At 69.5% G+C, this 3,857-nt stretch carries 4 protein-coding genes; 1 reads left to right on the top strand and 3 read right to left on the bottom strand.

What is annotated here, in order from left to right:
• Both LLG88_15525 and LLG88_15520 read right to left on the bottom strand, forming a co-directional pair.
• A partial coding sequence (locus LLG88_15525; GenBank protein MCE5248318.1) for a family 1 glycosylhydrolase occupies positions 1-201 on the bottom strand: 201 nt, incomplete at its 3' end.
• 266 nt (positions 202-467) lie between these two features.
• A complete protein-coding gene (locus LLG88_15520; protein ID MCE5248317.1) occupies positions 468-1,727 on the bottom strand; it encodes a serine protease in 1,260 nt (419 codons plus the stop codon).
• 256 nt (positions 1,728-1,983) lie between these two features.
• On the opposite strand from LLG88_15520, the gene LLG88_15515 reads away from it, so the two are divergent.
• Positions 1,984-2,727: a hypothetical protein gene (locus LLG88_15515; GenBank protein ID MCE5248316.1), complete on the top strand. Its 744-nt coding sequence runs from the start codon at positions 1,984-1,986 to the stop codon at positions 2,725-2,727.
• Between the two features lie 292 nt (positions 2,728-3,019).
• On the opposite strand, the gene LLG88_15510 is transcribed toward LLG88_15515, so the two are convergent.
• The coding region (locus LLG88_15510) for a hypothetical protein (GenBank protein ID MCE5248315.1) at positions 3,020-3,857 on the bottom strand (838 nt) is incomplete at its 5' end.

Genomic DNA, 3,857 nt, shown 5'->3' with positions numbered 1-3,857 from the left:
CGCGACGTCCTCGGCGAAGCGGCGGTAGTGGTCGCAGGCGACGTCGCCGTCGGCGCCGTCGGCGATCCGGCCGGGGGTGTGGTCGAAGCGGCGCCAGATGCTCGGCCCCGCGCCGTCGGCGAGCGGCGAACCCTCGACCTGGTAGGCGGAGGTGGCGGCGCCCCAGAGGAACTGCTTCGGGAACAGCGGCTCGTCGGACATCGCGCATCTCCTCGACGCGAAGCGTCGCGCAGATAGTACGCCGCGGGACCGATGACGGCCTTCTGTGACTCGCGCTCCGCTCGTCGCGCGTCGTCCCTTCGGCGCCCCAAGGCCGGCACTTCGCTCAGGCCGCTCTCTGCTGGATTCGGTTGAGTCAGCCGCGGCGTAACGTCGCCACGGGATTGGAAGGAATTGAACGCCGCTATCGCCGATTGTCGGAACCAGAGAACGTCGGCACACCGTGAGCCCTCGGTGTCCGTGGTCCCCTACTGTGGCTCCGCGCCCCACGTCAAGCCGAGTCGATGGAATGCGGCCTCAATGGTGCTTGCGAAGGAGAGTCCTTCGGCCGTCGGGTCAATTCGTTTCCACGACACGATGGCGCGCATGTGCCCGCTGCGATCGACGATCGGGCTGCCGCTGCTCCCCTCGCTCACGCTGGTGTCTGTCTGGAGGAACTCTCGCCCGTCCACAGTACGAGTTGCGCTGACGACGCCTTTGGTCACCGAGAACTCGTAGTTCAAGGGATTTCCCATGGCGTAGATCTCGACTCCCAATGCGAGTGGGCTGGCGTCGCATGGCAGACAGGCGTGTCCAGATCCAGGAATTCTGATGACCGCCACGTCCTGCAGCGGATCAGCTCTAAGAACCTCCGCCTCCAAGGAGAGTCCGGACCGGAAATAGACTTGGCAGCGCATCGCGCCCGACACCAAGTGCGCCACCGTCAAGACGAAGCCATCCGGCGAGACGACGGTGCCTGAGCCACTCGACAATCCGCACTGTATCCGTACGACGGCTCGCATTGCGATGTCGAAATCCCGCGGCAGCTCCGTTGAAGGGGCGGCGGGACACTTCCGAATCGCGATTGTCTGATCAGTCCTGCTCCATATGCTCTCGTCCGTGGTGCTGCGTCGCCGCATGGCCGTAGCGAATGCTGGACGTGCCAAAAGGTTGTTCAGGGCGACGCCGAATGCGTCAAGAACCAACCCGGATGAGCCGGACTTGCTTCTGGCGTAACCGGTGGTTGTCTCCTTCAGACGGAGAGACCGATCGACAGTGTCGTAGAGCTGCCATTCGATCGTCAGCAGCAGCTCGCCGAATCCGCCGGCAAGCGGCGCAAATGTGTTGTGCGCGACGCCTGTGACCTTCGCCGCCAACTGCACGCGGGCCTTGCGCTCGTTGTCCGGCTCAAAGACGGACTCGGGATTGCCAAGAGCGCGATAGCCAGCGCGTCGAAGCAACGTAGTGGCCTTCACGCCGAAGCCGTCATCCGACCCGATCCAATAGTTCTCTCCCCAACGGTAGGAGAAGTGCGGAACCTGGGCGATGCCGTCGTGGTGGGCGCCGATAGCCGTTCCCGGCGCAATCGACGACAGAAGGCCCGCGAAACCGACCTCGTCGAACTGCCGCTCATTGACTGGTGTCGGTCGCCGAAACTCCAGTGAGTCAGTGGCGATGGAGCTCGCGCAGCCGAAGGTTCCGAAAATGACACATGCCGCCAGCACGAGAATCGGGGGAGTTGCGCTCATCGAATCACCTTGGCAGGCGCGGGCAAATCTACGCTCAGGGAGTCTTCTGAGCGTCGCAATTGTCGCTCGCGTTCCCGCGCCCATCCCAATCGCTATCGCGGTCTGGTTGCGTTGTCGCTGCGGCAGACGGGCGGTGGCTCTGGCATGTCGGCCACGGCGCGGGGCCGGGCGTCCCGCGGGCGGGACGGCGCGCGCCGTTCGGACCGTCGCCGCGCGGCGCGGCGGCGTAGCTTTGCGCGGCGAAGGGAGGAGGGGGATGTCGCCGCGGAACGCTTTGCGCACGGAGGGGCCGAGGGAAGCGAGCTGCGCGGACGCGCTGGAGGCGTTCGCGGCGGCGCGGGCCGAGCGGCTCGACGAGTTCGGACGGGCCGGGTTGCTGGCCGCGATCGAGATCATCGGCAGCTTCGTGGACGAGGTCGCGCCCGACCTGCTCGACGACGTCTCGCGGCGGCGGCTCGCGCGCCGCGCGGGGAGCGGCCCGCCGCGGGGGGCGCTCGAGGCGCGTCGCCTCGCGCCGCTGCTCGCCGGGTGCGGGCGCTGCTTCCCGTTTCAGATCGTCGCCGGCGCCGGCGTGGTCGCGTCGTTCCGCGCGGAGACGCCGCGGCTCGTGCAGTGGCTGCGCGCGAACGGCCACGCCGACGACGAGGGGGTCGCGCGCTTCGCGGGGGGATGGGCGGCGGCGGAGCCGGATCTCGCGCGGCACGCGGCGCTGCAGAGCCGGATCGAGGACGATCTCGACCAGCCGTGGCGCGCGCTGGGGGAGGAGACGATCGTCGGGCGCTTCAAGGTCGCGCGCGTCGGCCCGCTGGGGATGTGGCTCGACGCGGGGAGCGGTCCGCGCGGTCCGGTGCGGCTGCCGCCGGCGACGGAAGGGATCTTCGCCGCGGGCCTCGAGGTGTCGGCGGCGTTCGCGCGTTGCCCGTTGGGGTTCGCGCTGCTGGCGGCGGCGCTGCCCTGCCCGCCCGGCCACGTGGACGCCCTTTTCGAAACGATCCGGTAGGGGCGGCTGGCGCGCTCCGATGACCGTCGGAACAGCGGCGCCCCCACCGCGCCTGCCGCCCGACTCGATTCACGCGGGCCATTGCCTTTCAGGACGAAAGGCAGGATTCCGCGTGAATCTCGTCGGGCGGCAGGCGCGGAGGAATCCTGAGCGAGGACGCGACGATCGTGACGCGCCAGCCGCCCCTACACGCCCGACGTGATTCACGCTCAACCTTGCCTTTCGTCCTGGAAGGCAATGGCCCGCGTGAATCACGGTGTCCGCGGCGGCCGCCGACGAAAAACGTGCGGCGTCAGAGGCAGGCGGCGGGGCGCGCGGCGCCGGCCGAGGTCGCGCCGGCCGAGCCCGCGCCGCCGCAGCCGGCGTCCTTGCCGACCACGAGGTAGAAGAACGCCTCGCCGGCCGGCGGAACGGTCGCGTCGTTCGAGGAGAGCGCCGTCACGCCCGACTTCAGGCAGCTCCCGAAGTTCCCCTGCCCGAGCTGGGAGGCGAGGCCGCGCTGCACGCCGTAGCTCCCCGCGCGCGGCGCCGCGGTCCACGAGAGGATCGTGCCGCTCGTTCCGACCTTCTTCGCCGTCAGCTGGAAGACCTCCGAGGGACGGCCGTGCGTCTTGTCGCTCGGCGCGCAGTCGAGCTCGTCCGGCAGGCCGTCGCCGTCCGCGTCGGCGACCGTCGCCGAAGAGGCGGAGCTCTTGAGGATCCAGCCGTTCTCGTCGAAGGCGACGCTCGTCGTCGCCTGCGGCGCGGCGAACTCGAACCACTGGTCGGCGGCGTCGTTCCGCACCGTGCGCGCGTCGCGCCCCGCCGCCGAGACCAGCGTCAGGCCGAGCGGCATCGTGAACGCGCCGTAGGCGGTCTGCGTCTGCTTCACGTGGACGTAGGTGCGGTAGGTCGCGCCCTCGTTGACGGCGAGGAAGCCGTACTGGTAGGTCGGCGCGCCGGCGCGGTAGACCCACTCGTCGAAGAACCACTGCAGCGAGGCGCCGTAGCGCCGCTCCATCGTCGCCTGGAACTGGGCCGTCGTCGCCGCGCCGTCGCGGTGCTCCCGGTACCAGTCGCGCATCGCGGCGAAGAACGGCCCGTCCCCCAGCACGCCGCGCAGCATGTGCACGACGTAGGCGCCGCGGTTG

The organism is bacterium (assembly GCA_021372775.1).
In the GTDB taxonomy this organism is placed as follows: domain Bacteria; phylum Acidobacteriota; class Polarisedimenticolia; order J045; family J045; genus JAJFTU01.
This window is presented reverse-complemented; position numbering and strand designations above follow the sequence as displayed.